The organism is Allobosea lathyri, assembly GCF_900108245.1.
Lineage (GTDB): Bacteria > Pseudomonadota > Alphaproteobacteria > Rhizobiales > Beijerinckiaceae > Allobosea > Allobosea lathyri.
This window is the reverse complement of the sequence record NZ_FNUY01000008.1, coordinates 89,689-111,182: the sequence shown is the minus strand read 5'-3', so window position 1 is coordinate 111,182 and position 21,494 is coordinate 89,689. Positions and strand designations below refer to the sequence as shown.

The following is a 21,494-nucleotide window of genomic DNA, read 5'->3' as shown; positions in this document are numbered from 1 at the left end:
ACTGTTCGTCCTCAGATCAGCCCGCTCGCTTCGCCAACTCGGCCTGGATGATGCTCATCGTGGAGGCCGGGGCTGCGGGGCGGGTGTTGCCACTGATCTGCCCGCCATTCACCGGTGCGAGAGCGGGGCGGCCGGGTGCAGCTGCGGTGCGCGGCTGAAGCCGTGCATTGACCGCGCGATAGGCGCGGTTCAGCTGGTCCTGAACACCCGCTGCATTGACCGGCTTGTAGCCGAGCGCCTGCAGCTGCTTCACTTCCTTGATGATGTCGGGCAGTTTGGCGTCGAAGTTCGGATCTTTCGCCCTGCGGTCGTCTTCCCAAGACTGCGCCGTCGTCAGGCGTTCCTGAACGACACCGGTTTCGGCATCGCTCTGCTGACGGAGACGCGCAGTTTCCGCGCGCTGCTCTTCAAAGCTCTTTCGAACGTTGACGCTGGCCACGGTCGCGCGCGATCGACTGACTTCCAGAGCGGCTTCCTGGGTGAGTTCACCCTGCTGGACACGCTGGTATAGGTCGTCCGGCAATACCTCGCCGGCTGCGCGCAGCACCGCCTCGACTGTCGGCTTCATGCGACGCCAAGCCTCGGCCGGGTCCGTCTTGATCAGTCCACCGATGACCAACAGCTCGGCCGCTTCTTCAGCGTCGATGCCGTTGTTGTCGATGAAGGTCTGGACGTTCCGGTATCGGGTGGCGTCGACTTCCGCAGTCTTCAGCTTGCCAAGAACTTCCTGGAAGCGGGGGTGCTTGTTGAAGGGAACGTCTGAAAACTCGACGTCGTCCTTCGCTTTGGGATCTTTACCGCCGGGGTCTGAACCGGCTCCTTCGCTCGTGGCTGACGAGGCCGCCGCGGCCGGATCGGTGCGCTTTTCCACCACGTCGCGAACGACGGATAGGGCGCCCTCATCGGCAACAGTGTTGCTGACGTCTTGCTCGGTGGACGAAGCCGAGGCTTCGGGCTTTTCGACCTCTTTCGAGGCGCCCGCATCGTCCGACACCTGCGAGATGTCGTCCATCTCTTCGATGTCAAGGTCGTTTTCGAGGGGCATAGGTGCTCCTGTTGGTGGCTGCAGTATACGCAATGTCCAGAATGTCGCAAGCGACTATGGACGAACTAGACCTGATTGCTCCCAAAGGCGGCGTCGGAGCCGCCCGGATCACCGTCGGGAGGCTTCGGCGCGTTGTCTGCGCCCTGCCCTCCCTGGGCCTCCGGCGCGGCCCCTGGCTCGCCGGGCGCGGCGGGTGGCGGTGCCGCAGACGCCATCGCGTTCTGCGCAATGATCGAGGGCGCCTGATCGTCGAACATCTCGGTCAAGTCCATGCGATCGTCGAGACGGCGAAGCGCTTCCTTCAGGAAAGCGTGCTTGTTGAGCCCCGGGATCTGCAAGATGATCGGCGCGACCTTGTTGAAATTGTCGATCTCGATCGCCTGGTTGGGTTTGCCGGTCGAGCCGGCCTGAACCTCCAGATAGATTTCGTCCGCGACGTCGGCCAATTGCTGGTGAGGCCAGAACGCGCCGACACCGGCGATGCGCTTCACCTGCTCTTCCGACATCTCGCGCAGAAGGATCTGCCCCGAGGCACGCGCCAGAACGGTCAGGAACGCGTCGAGATCGTCGACATTCGAGTTGCTGGTCGACGCCGTCGAGTTGGCCGCGATGGCGCTTTCCGTTGCCGTGGCCTTGGCCACGCCGCCGAATTGCGCCTCCTGCATGCCAACCGACATCTGCATGTCGGTGACATAGGGCGAGGTGTCGTAGAGGTTCGGATCGACGCCGGGGACCTTTATGACCTCCAGCATGTCGTTGATTTTGGCCTGGGGCTCCTTGTCGATCAACGAGACGGTGAACGGCTCGGCCGATGCGATCGTCTTCACCGCCTCTTCGCCAACGAAGCCCTTGGCGCCAATCCAACGCGGTCGAGCCGCCTTGCGATGCTCCTTCTGGCCCTGCCTGGACGAATTGATGCCGTGCTGCTGGTCCTTGATCAGCTGGACGTCGGACGGCGGCCACAGGTAGTTCTCGTCTTCAACGTCGTTGAACGTGATCGCATAGACGGGCCAGAAATCCTCAACGAAGACATTCGGAGGGGCCGGCGGGCGAAGCCATTTATTGTGGCCGTCGGCAACGTAATAGACGAGCCCGGACGGCTTATCGAAGTGCTTCCAGACGCAGACGAGCCCGTCTTCCTTATCCTTTACTTCGCCGGTTCGGGGCCCGTACTCGTTGGCGCCATCCTCGTCTGCGACCATGTTGGCGCTGGCGGTATCCTGATCGCTCTTCCCGTTCAGGCTATAGGCCTTGTAGCCGCCCTTGATGTCGACGCCGAAGAGCTCCTGGATTTCGGTGCACGTGAAGAGATATTCGATCGTGATCCGGCGCGCGCCGATGAACCCGACGAGGCTCTTGCACAGGGAGTGCGGGATGACGCGCGTGGACGGCGGGAAGTCGACGATTAGGCCTTCGCGCAGGATGACCTCGGGCTCCTTCTCCAGCGCCGCGATCGACGTTTCGAGCTCGTACATCTCGGCGTCGTCGTTCTCGATCTCGCCTTCGGCGGCGCGCTCCTGCAGGACACGCAGATGGTCCAGCCGGGTCCGGGCATCGGCCAAGCGTTCCGTCATGCCCGGGCGCGGCCCGTACTGACGCTGGAAGTCGAGCTCGACGTAACCGACGCCGTTCGTCAGGGCGCGGCGCACCAGGCTTTTCATGCCAGTCTTGAAGTCGACGGGTTTCTGCTCGGTCAGCGCCTGGCTGTAGAGAATTTCGAGCGTCTTCCCGAGCTTGTTGATATCCTTGCGGCGAGCCGTCCCCTGCTGATAATCGGCGATGACCTCCTGCGCGGTCTGGAAGGCCTGCATCATCTCGGGCGGGATCTGCGGGACGTCCGGCACGGCTTCACCCGTCACCAGGTCGACCTGCTGCGGCGCTGCAGCCATCATCTGCTGCGCCATCTGCACGGTCTGGAACGCCATCTGGAGCGACTGTGGGGTCTCGTCCCAAACGACGAAATCCAGGGTCTCTTTCCGCTTCGCGGTGGCCTTGGGGTTCTTCGCGTAGAGGCTGTCGGTCTTCGATTTGATCAGGCTGCGCGTGATCGGAGCGACATAGCTCGTGGCGCCCGGGTAGGTCTTCGGATCGTAACCCTTGCGCGCCGCGAACATGTCGCTGCGCATCTGCTCGAACGCCTTCTCGTGGAATTTCTTGTCGGCCTTGACCGCGCCCTGGATCTTGAGGACCTGGGCTTTCTCGTTTTCAGCCTGCTCGGCGTCCGGCGTGCTTTCCGCGACCGGGACGGCCTCGGCTTCGTCGATCTCATCGCCGATGATGTTCGAGAGTGCCATTAGAAGCCTCCAAGCTCTAGCGAGCGTTTCTTGTCGGCGTTCCACCGATCCATCTGCTTCATCCAGCCGACGGAGCCCGTGGGAGCCGAGGCGGGTTTGCTGTCGGGGGCTTTGCCCTTGCCGAATTGCTGGCCGAGGCCGAGGCCGATGTAGGCGAGCGCATCGACGAAATCGTCGTGGTTGCCGTTCGGGAAGGCCAAGAGCTCGTCGACCGCGGACGTCGTCCACCAGGCGGTTTTCGGGAAGAGCACCTTGCCCATCGCAACACGGGCGGCGATCGACTGCGCGCGCTGCTCCTTGTCGGCCTTCGGCGTGACCTCGACGAGATTGATGTATGTGCCGGTCTCGCTCATGCGCTTGCGCAGGAACGGCCCGATCGAGCCCGAGATATGCCCGGCTTCCGCCCACCAGAGCAGCGGCGCCATGTTGCCGCCGGCCATGGTCAGCATGGCCTCGACGGCGACGTCGGTGGCCATCCGCTTCCAGACGGCTTCGACCAGATAGAGGTTGTCCTGGCGATCGACGCCAACCTTGATGAAGCAGGACGGATCGTTCCGCTGCTTCTCCTTCACGGCATGGTCGGAGGCGCAGTAGAAGCGCAGGTCGTCGGGCAGCTGGTCGTAATACTGGATGGTCTCGCGCCGGAAGAGCGTCCCGTCGGCCACCGTCGGCCGCTGCTGCACCAGGGCGGCGAAGCCGAGCGGGTCGCGGCGCTGGTTGGCGCGGTGGTAGTCGACATCGTAGCGCTCCGGCCACAGTGCCTCGCCGGGCTCGCGACCGAGCGGATCGTTTTCCTCGGCGATGCCGGGCAGACGGATGATCATCCAGTCCGCGGCTTCCTCAGCGTTGTAATAGTCGCTCTTCGGATCGGTCAGCCGTCCGATGATGTCGTCGGAGTGCCAACGCGTCATCGTGACGATGGTCAGGCGCTTACCCATCCGGCGGTAGAGCGCGACCTTCGTGAACCAGTTCCACGCGGCGTCGCGGATCGTCGGCGAGCGCGCTTCCTCGTGATCCTTGTAGAGATCGTCGACCAGCAGCAGATGCGCGCCGCGACCGTTGATCGTGCCGCCGCGGCCGGCGAAGATCAGGCGCCCGCCCTCGTCGGTCTGGATGTTGTTCTTGGCGTTGCCGCCACGCCGCAGCTTGTAGGTCGGGAAGACCTGCTTGAAAGCCGGGCTGTGCAGGTTGGCGCGGACGTCGGCGCCGACGTCTTCCGCCAGCAGGTCCGAGGCCGACGCCACGATGATATCGTCACGTGGATGCTGACCGGAATACCAGGCGGCAGCGCGCTTCGTGGCCAGTTCGGTCTTGCTGTGCCGGGGTGGCATGCACAGGATCAGCTGCGTGCAGACGCGGCCGTCGGCGTGCAGCAGATCACCCTTCAGGAAGAGCGTGATGACCTGCGCGACGTGCTCCTGGAACCGGGCGGCCTCGTACCGCGAACGCTCGGCATTGCTGGGATCTTCAGGGTCCGGCATCGTGAAACGGGTGAACGCCAGCAGGCCATCCCGAGCCTTGGCGGCGGCCTCCATCCGGCGGGTCGTCGCGATCTGCTTCTGGATCTCGCGAAGCTGCTTCGCCTGATCCTTCTTGGGATCGACGAAGCCGTACCGCTTGCCAGTGTCAGGATTGATGGAGTTCGGGTGCGGCATCAGCGTGGAGCCGGCGGCATCGTCAGCCGATCGAGCAGCGTCTCGATCCGAACCGTCGAGCGCAGCACGTTCCGAACGTCACCGGCCAACTCGGCCGTCTTCTGACGGTCGGCCGAGGCCGCCTGACGCTGTTCGCGCTGCTCGGCCTCGATCGCGTCCTGCTTCTTCTCAAGGCGCGAGATCGCGGTCGCCGTCTCGCGATCGGCGGCCCGTGTATCGGCCCAAAAAAGGACGGCCATTCCCAACACGGCGATACCCGCTGAAAGCAGCGAGGGGATCAACCGGTCGAAGAATTTACCATCCTCGTTGAGTTTCATCGGGTCCATCCGCAGGCCTTCGCACCGTATTCGTTATGCTTCAGAACGGCCAGCTTATCCGTTTGATCCATCGCGACTATGGACGCGGCAGACGGACGGATGGGGGCCGCGACGTCGCAGAAATCACCTGTTATCTTTGCGCACCCACCGATCCATGCGGTGGTCGAGATCAGCAGGAGCAAGGTTGTCGATTTCACTGTCGGATTTCCTCTTTGCGGCGATGGCTTCCGCCCGATGCCGATCCTGCTCTTCCTTCATGATCCGCTTGCCGTCCTGGCGGCCCTTCAGCCAGACGGCGAAGATCGCCGCGGCGATGGCGCCGGCTGCGGCTGCGTAGCCGGAGACCTTGGCCCATAGCCAGGCGAGGATCGTCACGACACGACCTTTGAACTCGGGATGCTCGCGGCGAGCCTGTCGCTGGTGACAGTCACCTTTTCCACGCTCGGCAAGGCCGCTACAGCGGCAATCTGCTGAGCTGGCTGCTCGCGGCGCTGGCCGAGAAAGATCACCCACCCGACGAGAGCTGTTCCAACCACGACGATCCCGGTCGCGGCCAGATCGACCAGCGGGCCGGAGATCACCGCCGCGATCGTGTCGGGGATCTTCAGCTTCACGACAACAAGCGGCACGATGATCAGAGCGATCTGCCGGGCGAGCACGGGCCAATCGATTTGCATTTCAACGACCCTTCCAGAGAGCGGCGAGCGCGGTGAAAAGCGCCGACCAGGCGCTCGCGCGGGCAACCGGGGCAGCTGGCACGTCGACCGGCTTGACCGGTTCGATCGGCTTGACTGGCGCGACTGTGGACGTTTTCTCGCCGTATCGAGCGGCCTTCAGCGCAGCCTCGAACTTCCGGGCATAGCCGGCGACCTTCTCGGCGCTCTCGACGCCGTTGATAATTCGCCGTGCGTTGACGTAGTCGGTCTTCGTCGCGGTCAGATAGTCGTCCAGCTTCTTGCCGGTGAACCAACCCTCGATCATGCCGAGGAACATCACGGGGACCGCATGCTCGATCTTGAGCATCAGGCTCGGGTCCTTCGTGAAGGGCACGCCGGTTTCCTTCTCGGCGCGGACGTAGTTGTCGCGGTGCGTGACCTGCGGCAGACCCCGGCCAAGCCAGGACAGGCCGTTCGCATCCTTGCGCCAATAGGCCGTCTTCACCCACGGCATCTTGCCGGCCTTCCACGAGCTCTCCAGTCGCGCAATCGCGCTGTCGACGCTCGGGTTGACCTTCTCGTCGGCGCGGCGGGTCTCGATGACCGGCTGCATGGCTCGCGCCGTCTCGTGGAACGGCGTCGCGAGGACATAGACACACTGGTTCAACGGCATGCCGCGGCGTTCGGCCTCGTCGAGAATGCGCGACAGCCCGTCGACCTGTTCGACGCCAAGTGTGCCGCTGAACAGGTTCTCCCGGACGTCATCGAAGAAGGCCGCGCGATCCATCAGCAGCGTCCTTCAGCTTTGCACAGCGGGATCTTCCAGAGACCGCCGGCCCCGTCGTCACGACGCCCTGCGCACCCGGCGAGGGCCAATACCAGGGCCAGGGTGACGAAGCGCTTCATCACGTCTGCAACTCTTCGAGGGAGATCACGCCTGTAACAGCGCCGAGCGCCGACGCGGAAGGCAACCAGGTGAACACCGTTCCGACGATGCCGGAGCCCCACACGAAAACGAAGTAGGCCACCGAAGTGGTCACGCCGGGGGCGTCAAGTCCCTCCATGAAAGCGACGCCATAGGTGGGCTGCGCCGTCGAGAAGACGGTCGCGATGTTGCCCACAGCGGTGAACGTGTTGGTCCGCGACAGCTGCGTGGCGGTGATCTGCGTGTTGGTCCCGCAGAGCGCCGGTCCGCTCGCACGTGTCCGGACGAGGTTTGCGGCCGATGTCAAGGCGATGCTGGCCGTCGTCGTCGTGACCACCTTGGTCGTGCCGCTGGCCGATGTCGCAGTCGTGTCCGTCGCGCTGATGCTCTGAACGACATCGCCCGGCAGCTTCATGCCGGCCTGCCAGAGTTCCACGAATGTGGGCGCGACCCAGGTCCCGAGCGCCGTGAGACCAACCTCCCACGACAGGCGCCCGAGGATCGTATAGGCCTTCGCCGCCACGGCTGTGCCGGTGTAGAAAATCGAATTGCTGTCCGCGCCGCCGGCACCGCCTTCCGCCGTGGACGACGCGATCTTCTGGCCTTTGCCCAGCGGGTAGATGTTCTTGCCGGAGAGACAGTTCACGACGCCGAGACGCACGGTCCCCGCGTCGTCGAACGCAACAACCCAAAGCGCAAAGGGCGTGTTGATCGCGGGAACGCCGAGCGTTGACCCCGAGGACAGCACCAGGCTCGACGCGGCCGAAACGACCCGCGTGGTCAAAGCGCCGACATTCGCCGTCGCGGAGCGGAACATCAGGGTCACGACGTCCGTGGCTGTCGGGGTGTTCCCCGCCAACGTGACCAAAGCGATCGTCAGGGCGCCGGCAGCGGCGCTGACCGTCAAACCACCGCCTACGGGCGACAGCACGTCGATTTCCGACTTCAGCGCGTGCGGTACGCCGCCGGCTGTCGCACCGTTCTGCATGTGCAGCCGGCCGGTTTGTGTATTCCAGATGGGTTCGCCAGAGAGCCCCGTGTAGGCCGCGACCTCGGCGGTCGTTCCGCGAGCAAAACGGCGTGGTGTGCGGGCCATTACAGGGTTCCCCAGTCTTCTTGGCCGACGGCGGCCTCTGACAGCAGCCCGAAATCGTAAATCATGGCGCCGGCCTGCGTGGCGTAGTTTTGGGCGAGTTCGGCGGAAGCGTCGGCTTCCGCGGCGCTGATCGCGGCGGCGGCGGCTGCTGCCTGCGTGGCCACCGCATCGAGCTGCGTGTCGACGCCGGCAGCGACTTCGGGCGAAAGACTGTCGAGCGTCACGAGCTCGTTCTGTAGCTTCCCGTCAGCGCGCCGAACGTCGGCCAATGCCGTGATCGTGGCTTGGTTCGACGACGCGATCCTGGCCAGTTCCGTATCCAGCGCAGGAGCGGGCAACGGCGTCTGCGGGGCGGTCGTCTGGAACCCCGAGAAACTGTAGCCGACAACGTAGGGATCTGGATTGGCCATCCGGCGAAGCGCTCCGCTGCGCCGTTTGTCGGCTGCGAAACCACCAATAACCTACATTCCGGACGATTGGCAAGAAAGAACCCGCCAGACGGATGCCGGGCGGGCTGAAAGTTTAGGGAGGAAACGCCAGCCGAGGTGGCTAACGTCCTGACTGTAGGCCGCGACTATGGCCTACGTCAATCTGTGGGGTCGACCGCGTAAAAATCCCTCGGGGCGACAATGCGAGCGCCGCTCGTGCCGACTTCGTAGATCACCATCCCGAAGCAAAGGCTCTCCAGCACGACCTCCCCGGCGATACCTTCCGCGGCAAGGTTGCTGTCGAGCGTTGACCAGAACAGGTCGGAGACCTCATCGACGGTCATTGGCACGGGCGTTCCCCCTCAGCTGGACGGCTCGGGTTGGCAGATACGCCTGGCCCTCGCGATCGACAAGGATACGGTCTGGTTGTGGCCGCTTGAGCTCGGCCTCGAACAGCCGCGAGAACCACGCCGAGACCCGAATGACCTTCGGCGGGGTCCACATCAGCCGTGGCTCAGCGTGCGGCCGCTCAGTGCGTTGCGGAGCGTGTAGCCCTCGAACGCCCAAATCTTGTTCCGGGCGTTGTCGCGGGCGATCTTCCGGCCGAGTTCGACGTCGAAGTTCTCCGGGCTGGCGGCTGCACTCTCGCCGGTGACCTGGAAGCCGTTGCGCAGGGTGAGCGCGCAGACGGTCAGCGTGGTCCCGGGGAAGACGTGGTAGGCGTCCGAGACGATCTGCGCGTCGATCAGATCGGGCGTCAGACGCGGGGCAGTGAGGCCCTTCTCCTGGATTTCAGCTTCGACGGCGACTTCGTTGAGGGGCATGGGGATCTCCTGTGAGAGGCGGTCAGGTCGACGCGGGATCGGGCTAATGGACCTTGGAAACAAGGCGGCAGTCACACCGTGGCTTCACTGCACCGCTCCGGCGAGAACCCGCGTCGATGGAACGGACGTTACGGACGAAATGTCCAGAAGTCAAGACACTCTGGCCACATCCGGAGTTGGTGCGAGGGGAGAGAATTTGCACTCTCACAGCTCAAAGGCGGGGGATTTACAGTCCCCGGGGCTCACTCATGCCCAGCCCGCGCGAAGCGGACGTCAATATCGGGAGTTGGTCAGGGCGGCAGGATTTGAACCTGCGATCTCCGCATTCCGAGTGCGGCGGGGACGGCCAAACTCCCCCACGCCCTGGCTTGGGCGCGGTCGTGGGGTGTTGCGGGTGCCGTTCGCGTTCATGGTGGTTGGATGCCAGACATTCCGGACGACGTCAAGACCGCTTCGGCCCGGTTCTGGCGGGTCGGATCGTGTCGGTGTCAGGCGGGGCGGAAGAACGCTCCGTGGCGTGCCTCGGCGTAGCGACAGAAGGCGGCGTGCGCTTCGTCGGCGGTATCAAACGTTCCGAGATACTTCGTTTGGCCTTTCCCGGCGTGGGCGCTCGCCATGAAGCGCTTCCCGCGGGCGGTCACGCCTTTAGGGAGGCCGGATCGCGAGAACCCGCCTCGGTTGGCGTTGTTCTGTGATCGAGTGGCGAGGCGAAGGTTAGCGAATGCGTTGCTGTCACCGCGACCGTCGGCGTGGTCGATTTCAGGGAAGCCTGTCCGCCCGGTGACGAGTGCGTAAGCGATCCTGTGCTCGCGGAGTTTGATGGACCGACCCTCGTACTCAAGGCTGCAGAAGCCGTAGCGTCCGGAGCGGTTGAGGGAGCGGCCGGCGTATCGCGTGTTCCAGGTCTTTCCCCTGGAAGCCGTGACGAATGAGGCCAACGTCCGACGACGCCACCGTACAACTCCCTCGGCGGGGTCGTAGCTAAAACGCTCGCGCAGGAATTCGATTGGGGGTAGGTCAGAGCACGCCATGTCGCATCTCCAGTGCGGGGTGGTCAGAAGGCCGGTGAGCGTTGACGCGCTCCCGGCCTTCGTTGTTTAGCGCGTTTCGTCCGTAATGTCTGTCGTGAATATGGACGTCCGTTGCGTCCGTGTCGGTTGGACAGATTGTCAAAACGTAATCTCGCTCAAAAATTAGGACGGACGCCCGACGGGGCTTTCGAGTGGGCGCGCGGACTACCCCCGGAGGGCGGCCCGGGGTCCACCCCGCCCCGCCGAGCCGCCTTTTCGCATGCCACTCCCTCTATAGGGGAGTTGTCATGTCATACGTATCAATGACTTAACCGAAGATGTCGGGCGCGTCCGGGGCATTCCGGGGTTCGGAAGCCTCGTTCTCGAGCACTGGACGGGCTCGATCGGCCATCGCCGCGGTGATTGCTTCCGCCTGGCGTTCGAGCTTGGCGCGGTGCTTGGCCAGCTCGTCGCCAGTCATCTCGTGCAGATCCTTCTCCCCCTGCCCCTCTGTCACGGCCATGCCTGACAGTTTCACCAGGTTCGTGCCGGCCGTGACACGCGCGCCGGCTGGCTGTCTCTCGTCCAGGGCGATGGAAACGAGCGTTGCGACGCCAATCGCGCCCGCTTTCTCGCGCAGAAGCGCTTGGCCTGCCTCTCGTGTGGCCTCCTGAAAGATGGGGTTTTGCATGAAGCGCCAGCCCGAAATGACGGGGTCTTTATAGCCCGCAATTGCGGCTGATGCTTCCGGGTTGTCCGTCACGGCCATCGCCGCAACCATCTTCTTTTCCTTCAAGGTGAAGCGGCCGTTCTTGAGCGGCATTCGGGTGACCTTCCATTGCGCAACGGGCGTAACTGCTTAGCACCGTTGGATTTATGCAGCAATGTTAAGCCTATTCACATTGTTGCGGGCACATACCCGCATCGACCACGCGCGGCATCACCTCAAATTATTTTGTCCGTTTTGTATCCCACTATATTGACAGAATGTCCGCCATCCCGTACATGTTGATCCAACGAAGCAGACGAACTGGACGGAGTTTCCGAGATGCACCCGACCTACAACAAGACCCGCTACCCCACCTTTGTCTGCCACCATGGCAACTGGGACATCTACCGTAACGACGCAGGATACTGCGTCTCGATCCCCACCGTTCAAGGCGTCGCTATCGGCTGCAAGGCGTCGCACTTCGGAGATGCCGGATATCTCGCCGCTACACTCGGAATTCGCATCTGACGTTTCGCCTCTGCGCCGCCTCAAGCGACGCAGCACGAAGCGCCCTGCGCCTCAACACCGCCACCAACGTAGGAGGAACCCACCATGACGATCATCACCATCAAAGGCGTCTCGCTCTCGGCCAACGCCACCGCCAACGGGTTCCCCCTGCCTAAGCGTACCCGCCTTCGCGACCGGATCGACTTCGCCAGCTCGGACGAAGGCCACGCCCGCCGCATGGAGCGCCGGGACGTCCGCAGCGCCAAGCGCGCCTTCATCTACAGCTAGACCGTCCATTCTCGCGCACATCGAACCGAACGGAACCAACCGCCATGCCCGTACAAGTTACGATCAACTTCCAGAACGCAGGCCCGCACACGATCTGGGCCAAGCTCGCGGTTCGCCTTGGCCGTGAGCCGACGCGGCAGGAAGCTGCGGACGAAGTTCGCCGCATCCTGTCCGAAGCCTCTGGTAAGTGAGGGCATCATGGCCAAATTCAAAGCAACCTCCGTTCGGACGATTGAAAGCCCCTACGGCTACGAGCTCGAAGCAGAGGCCGAAGTTCTCGGCCCCTTCCACATTCACCCGATGCTGTCACGGAGCGGCGAGCTGGACTACAGCGGTTACACCGTCACCCCGCACAATTCGAAGTTCATGGTTGGCTCATTCAAGAGTCTGACAAGGGCGCGAGCAATTGCGAAAGAGCTTATGGCGCTCTCTGCAAATTGGGACGGCGAGGCGTTCGGCGATATCTTCCCTGATCAAGAATTGGCGCGCGAAGCGTTCGATATTGTCCGCCCCCACCGCATAGACTAACAGGCAAACACCCTTCCAAACCTTCTCTCAACCAAAGCAACGCGCCTGACATGGTCGGCGCGAACGGGAAAGATTTGTCCGATGACCAAACTCACCGACGCAGGCGCGGTCTACAATCAACACGACGCCGCCTTCTCTCACGTGTCCGCTTACGTCGTCATCGACAAGCGTGACGGCGCCTGCGTCGCCAAGGTCGCGATCAAGCGCAGCACCTCGGGCCTGCGCACCACGGCCTTCGTGCACTGGCTCGGCGTGCCGATGGTCAAGGGCGTCGCCAATGGCGGCGGCTACGACAAAGACAGTGCCAGCGTTGCGAACGCCGCGCGCCGCATGCTCGATCTTATGGGTATCGAGCCACGTCTGACACGCGAAGCGCTCGACGACTATGACGCTTTCCGTGCTGCCGCGTCGCTCGACGGCGGCAAGCGCTGGGACGATGCCGTTCGCGATGCCGGCTTCTCAGTTTTTCAGGCGGTGTGACATGCCTGAATTCATCCTCAACACACCGACCCGCCGCACCCCGTCGCACGTCTATTACGGCCTTGCTGAATTCGCGCAGGGCTATGTCGAGGCCATGTTTTTCACCAACGGCGATTGCGGCAGTGAAGACGACGACGACCTGTTGAACTCGATGGGCGTCGAGCGCCTGACGAAGGCGAGCGTCGAATCAATCAAGCGCGACTGCGACAAGTTCCTCGGCACGATCATGCCTGACGGTTGCTTCGCTCGACAGTGGATCGATCGCTTGGCCGATCAGAGCGGTCAACACGGCGATGGCGTTCCTGACGATCGCCGGGCAGGCCACATGTTCTGGTATGCGCGACAAGGCCATGGCGTCGCCTGGACAGATGATTTCGCGTCGGACGAGCCCCTGCATGACATCGCCGACGGTCTGCAGGACGCCGCCCAAGCCTTTGGTGAATGCTACGGCATCAACGCCTATCGCGGCTGGATCCACGTCTCATGAGCATCGACCTGCAAATCGCAATCGCGGTCTTTCCGCTGCTCGTGCTGTTCGCCGGCCTGGTCGTCCGTCACATCGACGCCGTGCGCCGCTTCGAAAGGGGTTCGCTATGAGCAACCGCGAAAAGATCCTGCGGGCAATGCGTGCTGCGGGCGCCACAGGCGACAAGCAGACATTTACGCGGCTCTACGTCAGCAACCGGATTTCACTGGCGGCAGCAAATGCGGAATGGCGCGCTGGTGTGGCCTTCGCTCGCTTCGTCGAGCGTCGCGATGCGGAAGGCGCCAAGTCATGAGCCTGAACAATCTCAGCCCCGATGACCGCTGGCGTGTGTGCATGCGTCGCGCCAGCTATTGGCTCAAGTGCAATGACCCGGGCTATGCCACACGCTGCGTCCGGGACGCCCTGCACTTCGCGAACCGCCTCTCCCCCGCCCATCGCCGCGCCACCATGCGCGTGCTCAACTGGACGCGCGCCGCAGCGTCGCAGAGGGCCGCGGCATGATCCTGCTGGCCCTGCTGCTCGCCCTGGCCCTGATCGCCTTCTGTGCCGTCCCCTGGGGTGTCGGCTGGCTATGCGGCCGTCTGTGGGACCTATTCGGCAGATGACTTAAACGCTAGCATCTGGCTGGTCGCGCAACGGGCGCGGCGTCAAAGCCGGAGCAGCACCTTGCGCGCCCTACTCGCCGTTGCCGTCGCCGCCATCACCCTCACCGCCTGTACGACGATCGAACAACGCGAGGCCTCCGAGCAGGAGCGCTTCGCGTCTTTCGTTGGCCAGAGCGTTGACACCTTCATCCGTCAGACCACGATCGCCCCGACCAGCTACTACCCCACATCGACCGGTCGTGTGTTCGTCGCTGCGACTGGAACCTGCAACCTCCTGATCGACGCCACACCGACCAGCCGAACAGTTGGCGCGGACAGTTGGCGCATCACACGGGTTACATATCGCGGCGGGTGCGCCAACATCTGACATAATGTCTTTGGCCTTGCTCCAGTTGTCTTGGCGCTCTGGTCCCGGATCGGGCCGCTCCAGTTGCGTCCAGGTTATGTTACCCCTTACAGGGGGTACATAACTGGAGCACTGGAGCACTGGGGTAGCTGCTCCACTCTTTGCTCCAGATAAAAAGCAACTGGAGCACTGGAGCAAAACGCTTCAATCGAAGACTGAAAGGCCATCTTCCAGGTTTTGTATCCCGCTATTTTCGACCACTTCGACGAATGTTCTAGGGCGCCGCTGGGCGTCGTTCTTCGTGATCTCCTTAAGTATCCCGTCCTTGATCCACTGCGCGACGATGCTTTTGACGCGCCCCTTGGCCTCTTCTTCGAACAGATCCAAGCCCAATCCTTGCGCGATTGGGACGCCAATCCACGCATCGCCGGCTCGAGGATCGCGGCGCCACTCGCCCGCACGGACAAGCGCCAGGGTCGATGCCTTGTCGTCCGCTGCGACGGCATGCGTGCGGGCTTCCAGGACGTAGCGGCGCACCACGCCGACGCTATCGCCACTCATGATCGCCGTCAGGGCGTCTGCCCCCTCCGGCCCCGCCATCCCGCCCGCATCGAGCGTCAAGCCATTCCCGAGCGCGACACTGGCCAGCTCGAACCATTGCCCGCCATCGGCCGGCGCAGGGGGCGCCAGGTTGTTCTTGTCGTCGGCGAAGTGAAACAGCCTCTTGTGCACGTCGACCAGCCCCATGCGCACCGCATCGACCTTTGACATGCGGGATAGGGCACGGGCCGACCGTGCCGCCGCGAGCAGCGACACCGCGCCGCGCCCATCCTCAACCGTGACCTCGCCACCATTCAATTTTCGGACGTGGTGCACGAGCTCGACGGATGCATTGCCCGCATCCGCGATCTTCGCCCATTTCTTTACGACCATGTCGATCGCGCCGTTATCGTTCTCGGAGACGCGATGCGTCGAGATGAACGGATCAAGCGTCAGCACGTCCAGACGGTTCGCCTCGATCGTGGCCAGCACGGCGCCCGCAACCGGTTCGGCGATGCGGCACCCGTCGCGCGTCTCCGACGCCAGCACGATCTCCATATTGCGCCCGCTGTCCACGAACAGCCGATCGCCGACATCTTCCCGGGTCAGGCCATAGTGCTGCATAGCCGCGCTGATGCGGCGTTCCAGCTCGTCCATCGGGTCTTCGCCATTCCACAGCCAGACGCGATACGTGCCCGTCGGCTGCGCGCCAAGGAGAGGCTTGCCGCTGGCCATGGCCAGCGCCTCGACGATCTTCAGTGATGACTTGCCGACGCCTGACGGAGCCACCGTGGCGGATACGAACTTGCGGATATAGTGGTTGTCGTAGAGCCACTGCCGTTTCGGGATCTTCGCCGGGTCCGGGAAACCATAGGGCGTCGCCTCGATCAGGGAAGCCGAATTTCCAAAAGCGTTTGGTAAGTTTTCCGGGAACAGGGGGGTGTCTGAGCCGGGCTCTTCCAGCCACCGCTCCGCGACGCTGAAGGTGCCCCGCGAATGATCCTCGGCGAGTTCGTAGAGCCATGAGGCGCCGCGGCGATAGGGCGGCTTCATGCGATGCCAATCCGCTGCGACCACGTCGGGATCGTTACCCCCCTCCCCGTCGTCCCATTTGGCGGCCCATTGCTGGAACAGCTCGAGGCCTGCAGCCTGGTTGTCGGGGAGCGCCGCCCGGATCGCATAGCCGACGTCCCTGTAGCTTTCCCTGGTCGGGAACAGAGCCGTCGTGTTCGGGAGGGCGGATACCGCCTTCGTGACAGTGGCCAGATCGCCGGCAAGGGAGCGCTGGTCGTATTCGTTCCCGCCGCCCTCGGTCGTGGGCGCTGTCGCTGACGGGAGCAGTTCGGTCAAGGCCTTCAGCAGGGCCGAGAGATCGGGTCCTGCGACGTAAGGCAGGTCGGCATAGGCCGGCATGCCGTCTGGCCACCTGTAGGCTTGCCCGGTGGCCGGGTGGATGCCGCAGGAGACGAACTGCCTGCCATCCGCCAGGATCTCCACCCTGTCGAGCAGGCGGCCTTTGTCGTCGCGCAGGCCGAACTCGATCCTGGTGTATGTGAAGTCAGCATCCGTGCGGACGAGATACCCCGCTTTTGGGTACTGGCCTATGCGGACAGGGAGGGAGCCGAAGCGGCGCTCGATCTCATCCTTGATGATCCTGGCGTGCGCTTCGTTCTTCGTGTCGGCGTCGATCAGGACGAGGCCCTGCCCCGTCTTCACGCCGACGCCGGCTTGCATGCCGTGCCATGAGACGAGATCGGCCGGCGTGCTCTCGACGCTGACGAAGTCCAGGCCGCTCCATGTGCCATCGGGCCATTTCACGCCCGGGACCTTGCCGCGGGCATCGGCCTTCGGGTTGGCCTTGATACGCCTGGCAAGCGACGAGCGCTCTGACAACGGGGCGTTCGGGGGGACGATCGGGCAGAGCCGGTGATAGCCCAGCGCCCACAGACGCTCGAACGGATTTGAGCTCTGGACGTTCATCGTGTTTCCTCGATCGACAGCGCGGCGTTGCCCGTCATGAGCGGACGATCTCGGTTGATCCTGGTGTAGAACCCGGGTTTCCAGTTCACCGCATCGGCCCATTCCCGTGCGGTCTGGCCGGCGGTCGTCGGGTTGCCGTGGGAGTGGGCGTAGAACGCGCGTAGCCCGTCCCGGCTCGCGCCTCCGATGGCTTGCGGCTTTAGAAGCGCAGCGCTGGCGTCGCGGGGGATATCGTTGGTTTCGAGGGATCGGGCCAGGAGGGCCACCGCACTCCAGTGAGCCCGCGCTGGCCAATCAATATCGTGTGGTTTGTCTTGCGATTGTAGGTTTTGGGCGCTATACATGGACGCCTCTCCAGCTTGGCGGTTGGGAGTTTAATGCGGAAAGACCGGGTTCTCGCGAGCCCGGTCTTTTTGTGTAGCGGATTGTCCGTTTCGTAGCCAGCGAGAATGGACGATTGGGTAGACGTGCGTTACCCGCGCGCCAGCTCCACGAGCATCTGCCAGGTTCCGACGGGCACGATTGCCCCAGCCAAAAGCAACGCTAGCGCGCCGGCAGACACCCATTTGGTCATGGAAATCGTTGAGAGCAACGCGATATAAAGGGCTGTCCACCAGATGGATGCGACGGGGAAGGGTTGAGCCTTCAACAAGGCGACCGCCAGGAGGCCCAGGAAGACCGCTCGACTTGTGCGCAGCGCCAGCATCCCAGCCATGGAGCTATACCAGCGAAGCGCTTGTGGTGAAAACTCCTCGACAGGGGGTTGGGGCTTAATGCCCGTATCCGCCATCTCCCAAGGCATATTCTTTCCGGTGTTCATAGCGCCGCCCATTTGATGCCTCGGAGCAGTCCTAGCCCGCCGCCTCTCAGATAGCGGATGCGGGTAAATGAAATACGGTTTTGTGCGAAGCGCAATCCACTGTCCGACCCGGCGCTGTCCTTATGGGATGGCGCCGGGGTTTTTTCTATTTGGCATCCGCGAGACTCGGGCGCTTCAATCCGAAGTCGCGGAGCTTGATTTTCGCCATGCGACCATCTGGATGGTGGAAGACCAAACCCTCGATATCCTGCCCGGTCAGCCAAGCGCGCATGCCGTCGAAGTCGCGCGGCGGCTCATCACCAGGGGAAATGCTGCCGTGAGGGACGAGCATGTGCCCTTCACAATGCTCTGGGTTGCCTTGGATCTTTGGGCCTAGCAGCTCGTAGGTGCCGTCAGTATCGCCGCCGCGCGCCTCGCGATGCCAGCGGTCCTCTGGTCCGTCACCGACACGCATCCAGCCGACGACCTTGCCTGTTTCAGGGTCTTTGCCGGAGTTCTCAAAGCCTGCCGGGATGTGATCGTTCGCCCCAAGTTCGCGGCGCTTGAACCGCTCTCCGTCGCGGACCATCACGCAGGTTCCATCCAGCTTGATCGTCGCCCGGCCCTCTCCTTCAAAAACCCACGCACAATCGGGGTGCGGTTCATCCAAGACCCTGCTGCGGTCGCCGGCCCAATCTCGGGCGAATATGGTCGGTATCTTCCTCATAAGTCACCCTTGGTTGTAGGTTCTGGCCGGAATCACGCGGATGCCAACAACAGATTCACTCACCCCATCCCCTCGCCAGATACGGTAGCGGTGCGGGCGCAGTAATCCGCGATGCTCTGGAATGACCGGACTACGGCCTCGTCATGGTCGCGCGGGCTGATGTTGTAAACCGACGTGTCGCACTGCTGCTTCACACACGCCAGCGCGCTCCTCAGCCTGTCTGCCTCCGCTTCTGCTGCGAGGGCTCTCGCTTCGGCGGCTTGGAGGGCGGTGGCGGCTTTCTCCTGCGCGGCATTGAACCCGGCCGCCCATGCGTCGGCTTGTGTTCCCGACATCCAGCACGGCGCGTCTTCCGGCTCAGCCCCCACATCCGCAGGAGCGCCGGCCTGTGCCTCGGGGGTGGCGGTCATGATTTCCTCCGGGTGATCTTGCGGGCACGCCTCGCAGCCGCTTGAGCGTCGCGTTTCGGGTTGACGCGCTTGCGCTTCTTCCATCGGCTATAGCGAGGCAGTTCATCGGGATACGAGTTTTGGAACATGGCCGCTGACGCTAGCGCAGCGAGCCCCAAACCAGAAATGACCGATCTCCTCATGTCAGCGCCCCTTGATGTCGGAGAGGGCACGGGCGCGATACTCTTCGACCGCACGCCAGATTGAATCGTGAAGGTTCCCGCCGTTCGAAGCGTGCACGGTTCGGAACACACCGACTGCCGCGTTCATTGCATCGCCGTCTAAGCTCACCGGCTCAGCCTCTACCGGTGATTTTGTTGGGGCATCCGCGAGTGTCTGGCCAGAACCTATCGGCCGCCAGTGCGTCGGGTCGACGGGCAATCCAACCTCTGTCGACATGCATCCGGGCCCGCGCTCTCCCGCCCGGCTACCAAGGATGCACTGCCGTGCCTCAGCCCAATACACGCCTTCTTCGGTTGAGCCATCGTCGTATAGCGCCTCGAACGGCGTCCCATCCTTCGGCGCCGAGTCGATCGCTTGCCAAGCAGGCGCGCGAGTCTCGCGGATGCCATCACATCTCATCTCAATTCTCCTCCGGGGTGGGGGCTGCATCGGTCGCGGGCTTGGCGTGGAAGACAGGACTGGGCCCGCCGTATTCGGGCGTGAGCCGCCCATCCGAGCCGATGATGCCCTCGGATATGAGCAAGGCGCGGGCTTCGGCTTTCGAGCGAGCCCCGGGTTTGCATCTCGCTTCAACGAGCGCTTTGACATCTGAAATGAACTGCTGGTCTACAGCCATCTAGCGCCCCTCCGACGCATCGGTCGCGGGCGCTGCGAGGGCGGCGCGGGCCTTATCCCCGCAGTCACATGGCGATCCGGCCTCTCTGCGGTTAACCGGTATGGCTTTCGGCGTGATGCAGCTCGGATCGCCGTCCCATGACGGGGTATCTACCCAGTTGTCGGTGTTCGCGTAGAACTCAAGGGCTTCCCGCATCTCCACCGTGGCGGGCGCGGGAGGGGTGGCGAACTGCAACATGACGGCGATGCGCGCCAACGCCACCTCTGCGATAGTGTCTTTACGCAGCTGCCGCGTTTTCTCGTCATCCCGCGTCAGCTTGCCAAGGCGTTCATAGGCCATTGCTGCGCGTTCTAGGCGGTTAATCGCTTCGACACCGCTGGCCTCGGCTGCGGGCTTGGCGGCCTCCGTCATCTCGTCAACCTTCATCAGTTCACCGATAGTTTCGGGTTCGTTGGGAAAATCAGCGGCTCGGCGCATCATGGCTCGGCTCCTTGGTGGCGAGAGTGCGGGCTTCGAGCTTCAAAAGCGCAAGAGACGCCCTGCGCTTAGCCATGCTGTCGGTTGTCAGGTCGCGGATTTTGATGAGGTCGGCCTTCAACGCCTCCCGCAGCGCATCCCTCTCAGCAAGGGCGTCTGTAGCTACGTCGTCTTTCCGAATTGAGAGGTCGAGATACCGTTTCGCGGCATCCTTCCAGCCATCCCGCTCCGCCGTCATCTTCGCGAGCGCGTCATCGGATGCGGGGTCGATATCGGACGGGCCGTTATACTCACCGTCCTGATAGGCGAGGAACTGCGGCGCTGGTCCGCGATCGGCTAGTGCGTTAGCGCGAGAGCAGATGTCGCAAATCGTGTCGGGCGCGCGCTGTTGGTGCGGGCATGGGCTTATCGCTGAGCAGCAACCGGGTTTCATGACTTGCTCCGAACTGTAGCCGCGTTGACAGGGGTGACGATCCAGTCCACGCCAAGGTGCTCCGGGTCGGGTGCTTGACGCTGAAAATAGTCTCGGCCCGCGCCTGTCGTGACGACGTAACCGAACGGCGCGTCATCGGATGCGGGCTTGGTGGGGGCTTCGGCCATTCGGCGTTTCATCTGTCGAAGATTGGCCGCGACCTCGTTGAACGCGGCGAAGTGCGAATGCACCCATTCATAAAGCTCGTCAGCCTTGTCCTTGTCGCCAAGCTCGTAGCCGACCCTCATGGTCCCGAACTCGCGCTGACGCCTATTCAGCCATTGCTCGAACGTGTCGAGATCGCTGACGCCGGTATGCGCTGTCCAGCGCTCCAGAGGCGTGTTGCCGCTGATGAGGTCGGACAGCGGGATCATGCCCGCAGCCACCATTCGACTGTCGATGTCGCTCGCGTCATCGGATGCGGGCTTGGTAAATGCCGCGAAGATTTGCCCGGTCCTGCCGTTCAAAGAGGCTTCACGGAGAGCAAGCGTCTCTGCGGGTTCCCGATCTTTCGCCCATCGGCCGATGTTCTCCCCGTCCAATATGGCGAGTCCGACGAGGTTGCGGACCAGCGTGCCATCAATATCGAGCTTGCCGGTATGACCGCAGTCGTCGCACTCCTCCATGCGCTCATCCATCTGGTTGAACGCATATCCAGTGCCTTCGCATTGCGCGCACTGCACGCTCCCCGACTTCGCGTCATCGGATGCGGGCTGTGCTGCGAAGAGAGCGAGGACGGCGCGGGCCTGTTCTTGCGACTTTGCCACAGACGAATTCGCCGTCCGCATGATGAACTCATTGCGGGGAGCGATGGACACGGCTTGGTCGTATGTGCGCCAGCTGTCAGGATCGAGGACCCTCGCGATCTCCTCCTCCCTTCCTGGGACGGGCGCGGCCTTCAGCATGGCGCGGCGGCTGAACTCGGTTCGCCACCAGAAATTGCCTCGGGCGCCTTCCGGCCTTTCAAAGCCGTCAGGGTGCGCGCCCATCAGCCAGTCGATCGCTTCTGCCGGCACAACGCGCCAGGTTGCTTCAGGGTTCGCGGTCATGG

General features: G+C 63.2%; 31 protein-coding genes and 1 tRNA gene. 9 read left to right on the top strand and 23 right to left on the bottom strand.

What is annotated here, in order from left to right:
• Positions 1 to 16: 16 nt before the first annotated feature.
• From C4S73_RS18945 to C4S73_RS18880, 14 genes are all read right to left on the bottom strand, one after another.
• Positions 17 to 1,045 carry a hypothetical protein gene (locus C4S73_RS18945; protein WP_103874095.1) on the bottom strand — a complete coding sequence of 343 codons (1,029 nt, stop codon included), beginning with the start codon at positions 1,043 to 1,045 and terminating at the stop codon, positions 17 to 19.
• Between the two features lie 65 nt (positions 1,046 to 1,110).
• Entirely contained in the window at positions 1,111 to 3,339 is a 2,229-nt protein-coding gene (locus C4S73_RS18940; protein WP_103874094.1) for a hypothetical protein, read from the bottom strand.
• Complete coding sequence (terL, locus tag C4S73_RS18935; protein ID WP_103874093.1) at positions 3,339 to 4,994, bottom strand: phage terminase large subunit; 1,656 nt, start codon at positions 4,992 to 4,994, stop codon at positions 3,339 to 3,341. Before terL ends, C4S73_RS18940 begins: the two co-directional genes overlap by 1 nt.
• Entirely contained in the window at positions 4,994 to 5,311 is a 318-nt protein-coding gene (locus tag C4S73_RS18930; RefSeq protein ID WP_146071426.1) for a hypothetical protein, read from the bottom strand. Before C4S73_RS18930 ends, terL begins: the two co-directional genes overlap by 1 nt.
• 123 nt (positions 5,312 to 5,434) lie before the next feature.
• Positions 5,435 to 5,686, bottom strand: coding sequence for a hypothetical protein (locus C4S73_RS27980; RefSeq protein WP_146071425.1), 252 nt, complete (start codon positions 5,684 to 5,686; stop codon positions 5,435 to 5,437).
• Positions 5,683 to 5,988, bottom strand: coding sequence for a hypothetical protein (locus tag C4S73_RS18920; RefSeq protein ID WP_103874090.1), 306 nt, complete (start codon positions 5,986 to 5,988; stop codon positions 5,683 to 5,685). The genes C4S73_RS27980 and C4S73_RS18920 overlap by 4 nt, the downstream gene beginning before the upstream one ends.
• A 1-nt stretch (position 5,989) precedes the next feature.
• On the bottom strand, positions 5,990 to 6,754 hold the full coding sequence (locus C4S73_RS18915; RefSeq protein WP_200828050.1) for a hypothetical protein: 765 nt from the start codon (positions 6,752 to 6,754) through the stop codon (positions 5,990 to 5,992).
• Positions 6,755 to 6,872: 118 nt separating this feature from the next.
• Positions 6,873 to 7,988, bottom strand: a complete 1,116-nt coding sequence (locus C4S73_RS18910; protein ID WP_146071424.1) for a hypothetical protein — start codon at positions 7,986 to 7,988, stop codon at positions 6,873 to 6,875.
• Positions 7,988 to 8,398, bottom strand: a complete 411-nt coding sequence (locus C4S73_RS18905) for a hypothetical protein (protein ID WP_103874088.1) — start codon at positions 8,396 to 8,398, stop codon at positions 7,988 to 7,990. Before C4S73_RS18905 ends, C4S73_RS18910 begins: the two co-directional genes overlap by 1 nt.
• A gap of 176 nt (positions 8,399 to 8,574) precedes the next feature.
• Positions 8,575 to 8,760, bottom strand: coding sequence for a hypothetical protein (locus tag C4S73_RS18900; protein WP_103874087.1), 186 nt, complete (start codon positions 8,758 to 8,760; stop codon positions 8,575 to 8,577).
• Positions 8,761 to 8,919: 159 nt separating this feature from the next.
• Complete coding sequence (locus C4S73_RS18895) at positions 8,920 to 9,240, bottom strand: Gp49 family protein (RefSeq protein ID WP_103874086.1); 321 nt, start codon at positions 9,238 to 9,240, stop codon at positions 8,920 to 8,922.
• Between the two features lie 287 nt (positions 9,241 to 9,527).
• A tRNA-Pro gene (locus tag C4S73_RS18890) sits at positions 9,528 to 9,606 on the bottom strand.
• Between the two features lie 122 nt (positions 9,607 to 9,728).
• Positions 9,729 to 10,271 carry an HNH endonuclease family protein gene (locus tag C4S73_RS18885; RefSeq protein ID WP_103874085.1) on the bottom strand — a complete coding sequence of 181 codons (543 nt, stop codon included), beginning with the start codon at positions 10,269 to 10,271 and terminating at the stop codon, positions 9,729 to 9,731.
• 307 nt (positions 10,272 to 10,578) lie between these two features.
• Entirely contained in the window at positions 10,579 to 11,073 is a 495-nt protein-coding gene (locus C4S73_RS18880; RefSeq protein ID WP_103874084.1) for a hypothetical protein, read from the bottom strand.
• A 225-nt stretch (positions 11,074 to 11,298) separates the two neighbouring features.
• On the opposite strand from C4S73_RS18880, the gene C4S73_RS27975 reads away from it, so the two are divergent.
• From C4S73_RS27975 to C4S73_RS18845, 9 genes are all read left to right on the top strand, one after another.
• Positions 11,299 to 11,487 (top strand): hypothetical protein, encoded by a 189-nt coding sequence (locus C4S73_RS27975; RefSeq protein ID WP_146071423.1) that lies wholly within the window; start codon positions 11,299 to 11,301, stop codon positions 11,485 to 11,487.
• Positions 11,488 to 11,571: 84 nt separating this feature from the next.
• Positions 11,572 to 11,754: a hypothetical protein gene (locus tag C4S73_RS18875; RefSeq protein ID WP_103874083.1), complete on the top strand. Its 183-nt coding sequence runs from the start codon at positions 11,572 to 11,574 to the stop codon at positions 11,752 to 11,754.
• Between the two features lie 44 nt (positions 11,755 to 11,798).
• Positions 11,799 to 11,945: a hypothetical protein gene (locus C4S73_RS28305; RefSeq protein WP_160115836.1), complete on the top strand. Its 147-nt coding sequence runs from the start codon at positions 11,799 to 11,801 to the stop codon at positions 11,943 to 11,945.
• A 7-nt stretch (positions 11,946 to 11,952) separates the two neighbouring features.
• On the top strand, positions 11,953 to 12,282 hold the full coding sequence (locus C4S73_RS18870) for a hypothetical protein (protein WP_146071422.1): 330 nt from the start codon (positions 11,953 to 11,955) through the stop codon (positions 12,280 to 12,282).
• 81 nt (positions 12,283 to 12,363) lie between these two features.
• The gene (locus C4S73_RS18865; RefSeq protein WP_103874081.1) at positions 12,364 to 12,762 is read left to right on the top strand and encodes a hypothetical protein; all 399 of its coding nucleotides are present in this window, start codon (positions 12,364 to 12,366) and stop codon (positions 12,760 to 12,762) included.
• A 1-nt stretch (position 12,763) separates the two neighbouring features.
• Entirely contained in the window at positions 12,764 to 13,249 is a 486-nt protein-coding gene (locus C4S73_RS18860) for a hypothetical protein (protein ID WP_103874080.1), read from the top strand.
• 106 nt (positions 13,250 to 13,355) lie between these two features.
• On the top strand, positions 13,356 to 13,541 hold the full coding sequence (locus tag C4S73_RS18855; RefSeq protein WP_103874079.1) for a hypothetical protein: 186 nt from the start codon (positions 13,356 to 13,358) through the stop codon (positions 13,539 to 13,541).
• Positions 13,538 to 13,750 (top strand): hypothetical protein, encoded by a 213-nt coding sequence (locus C4S73_RS18850; RefSeq protein WP_103874078.1) that lies wholly within the window; start codon positions 13,538 to 13,540, stop codon positions 13,748 to 13,750. The genes C4S73_RS18855 and C4S73_RS18850 overlap by 4 nt, the downstream gene beginning before the upstream one ends.
• Before the next feature lie 165 nt (positions 13,751 to 13,915).
• Positions 13,916 to 14,221, top strand: a complete 306-nt coding sequence (locus tag C4S73_RS18845) for a hypothetical protein (protein WP_146071421.1) — start codon at positions 13,916 to 13,918, stop codon at positions 14,219 to 14,221.
• Positions 14,222 to 14,404: 183 nt separating this feature from the next.
• On the opposite strand, the gene C4S73_RS18840 is transcribed toward C4S73_RS18845, so the two are convergent.
• The 9 genes from C4S73_RS18840 to C4S73_RS18800 form a co-directional block, all read right to left on the bottom strand.
• Positions 14,405 to 16,720, bottom strand: a complete 2,316-nt coding sequence (locus C4S73_RS18840) for an AAA family ATPase (RefSeq protein ID WP_425290358.1) — start codon at positions 16,718 to 16,720, stop codon at positions 14,405 to 14,407.
• Complete coding sequence (locus C4S73_RS28300) at positions 16,717 to 17,064, bottom strand: hypothetical protein (RefSeq protein WP_160115834.1); 348 nt, start codon at positions 17,062 to 17,064, stop codon at positions 16,717 to 16,719. Before C4S73_RS28300 ends, C4S73_RS18840 begins: the two co-directional genes overlap by 4 nt.
• 128 nt (positions 17,065 to 17,192) lie before the next feature.
• Positions 17,193 to 17,540 (bottom strand): hypothetical protein, encoded by a 348-nt coding sequence (locus C4S73_RS18835; RefSeq protein WP_146071419.1) that lies wholly within the window; start codon positions 17,538 to 17,540, stop codon positions 17,193 to 17,195.
• Positions 17,541 to 17,685: 145 nt separating this feature from the next.
• Positions 17,686 to 18,189, bottom strand: coding sequence for an RNA ligase 1 family protein (locus tag C4S73_RS18830; protein WP_200828049.1), 504 nt, complete (start codon positions 18,187 to 18,189; stop codon positions 17,686 to 17,688).
• Between the two features lie 116 nt (positions 18,190 to 18,305).
• On the bottom strand, positions 18,306 to 18,656 hold the full coding sequence (locus C4S73_RS18825) for a hypothetical protein (protein WP_103874073.1): 351 nt from the start codon (positions 18,654 to 18,656) through the stop codon (positions 18,306 to 18,308).
• A 622-nt stretch (positions 18,657 to 19,278) separates the two neighbouring features.
• On the bottom strand, positions 19,279 to 19,494 hold the full coding sequence (locus C4S73_RS18815) for a hypothetical protein (RefSeq protein WP_103874071.1): 216 nt from the start codon (positions 19,492 to 19,494) through the stop codon (positions 19,279 to 19,281).
• A complete protein-coding gene (locus C4S73_RS18810; RefSeq protein ID WP_146071418.1) occupies positions 19,495 to 19,974 on the bottom strand; it encodes a hypothetical protein in 480 nt (159 codons plus the stop codon).
• Complete coding sequence (locus C4S73_RS18805; RefSeq protein ID WP_103874069.1) at positions 19,955 to 20,404, bottom strand: hypothetical protein; 450 nt, start codon at positions 20,402 to 20,404, stop codon at positions 19,955 to 19,957. The genes C4S73_RS18810 and C4S73_RS18805 overlap by 20 nt, the downstream gene beginning before the upstream one ends.
• Complete coding sequence (locus C4S73_RS18800; protein ID WP_103874068.1) at positions 20,401 to 21,492, bottom strand: zinc finger-like domain-containing protein; 1,092 nt, start codon at positions 21,490 to 21,492, stop codon at positions 20,401 to 20,403. Before C4S73_RS18800 ends, C4S73_RS18805 begins: the two co-directional genes overlap by 4 nt.
• Positions 21,493 to 21,494 lie beyond the last annotated feature (2 nt).